Annotated in this window: 1 protein-coding gene; it reads left to right on the top strand. The window is 42.1% G+C overall.

What is annotated here, in order from left to right:
- The first annotated feature begins 420 nt into the window (after window positions 1-420).
- The gene (locus ACO0K1_RS20135; RefSeq protein WP_423028980.1) at window positions 421-822 is read left to right on the top strand and encodes a hypothetical protein; all 402 of its coding nucleotides are present in this window, start codon (window positions 421-423) and stop codon (window positions 820-822) included.
- Window positions 823-1,580: the final 758 nt, after the last annotated feature.

The raw sequence follows: 1,580 nt of genomic DNA, 5'->3' as shown, positions 1-1,580 counted from the left end.
TGGTCTGGTACGACGCGGGATTGGAAATTGAAGGACGAGGTCTGGCTGAATCCGAAACGAAATCAGGCAGAGGAACTAATGCTAGCAGCATGACTTGACGCGACATCTTTGTTGACAACTACCGATGGGGTGATATTACTACTCCGCAACAATATACGGATTCTTATGTATTCTTGAGAAAAGGCTCCGAATGGTATTTTTCCAGACACGGTGACTTAAGCCCTTTTCGCTACTCCCTTAAAGGCTATGAGTTCAAACGACCTTGCTCAAATTGAGCATTTGAAAGTTTATTCTAGCGTTTAAAAAATTTAAAAATCGAGCGCGTTCGGATGTAATTAGTAAGTAAATAAAAATACGCCCATTTTTCGGCTCTCGGAAGAGTTTAATTTGGGAGCAATTTTCTACCGGAGTTGATATTTTATGAAACAGTTTTTTAGTGTGTATGCTGCGTCTATATTTTTTTTGGGCGTATCAATGACAGCGATGAATAATGCAGAGGCACAATCCGAAACACAGCGTAATGGATTCGTTGCAGAAGAGCCTTTCAAAGTCATAAAAAAAGCGTTTATTGTTAAGGACAATGAGAAAAAAATTGTAGAAGAGATTAGAAGTGCGAGTACTTCGATTGCTCTATTTGCAAGGGAATTAATGGCAACGACAGCAAATTCTTCCAAAGATTCTCTGAAGCATGTACTACCCGATTCACGCGAGCAACTACGTTTACTTCCGGAAGCAAGCAATGGAACAGATCGGTATGTGTACTCAACTTTCTATTGCTGGAAATTGATCGCTCCCGACCAATTACAGGTACAGATAGAATGAGGCGATATTACTACTCCGCAACGATATACGGATTCTTATGTATTCTTGAGAAAAGGCTCCGAATGGTATTTTTCCAGACACGGTGACTTAGTCCCTTTTCTCTACTCCCTTAAAGGCTATGAGTTCAAACACCCTTGTTCAAATTGAGCATTTGAAAGTTTATGCTCGCGTTTAAAAAATTTAAAAATCGAGCGCGTTCCGATGTGATTAGCGAAACAGTCGATCACGCATTCGAGTAAGCAATAGCGCTCATCGTCACTCCTTAAAAAACTATTTATCGATATCGTCATTTTCATCAGAACCTCGATAAGCTACCTATTTCTCAACGTAACGCATACAAGAAATTGTGGACGGATAAAGGCTGGCTGTGACTCGCAATCGTGCTTGATCAATTCAATCGAGAAATGATCGTTTAGTCGCTAAAACCACGCATGACTAGCGACAATATGACCGATACGCTGACGATGGCATGGTATCTCTGCAGACCGATAGTCGGCGTTATCCATCATTCGGATCGTGGCCGCATTCGACTTTAGGTTACCGCTCTCCTGTTCACTATTTGGATGACTGGATGAAGAAACCAATCAAGAGAAGCTCGCTGCATGACATGCATCTGATGGTGAATTAATGAGCGGTAGTTGTCAACAAAGATGTCGCGTCAAGTCATGCTGCTAGCATTAGTTCCTCTGCCTGATTTCGTTTCGGATTCAGCCAGACCTCGTCCTTCAATTTCCAATCCCGCGTCGTACCAGACCAGC

The sequence above is a fragment of the Undibacterium sp. SXout20W genome (assembly GCF_049340285.1).
Lineage (GTDB): Bacteria > Pseudomonadota > Gammaproteobacteria > Burkholderiales > Burkholderiaceae_D > Undibacterium.
This window is presented reverse-complemented; position numbering and strand designations above follow the sequence as displayed.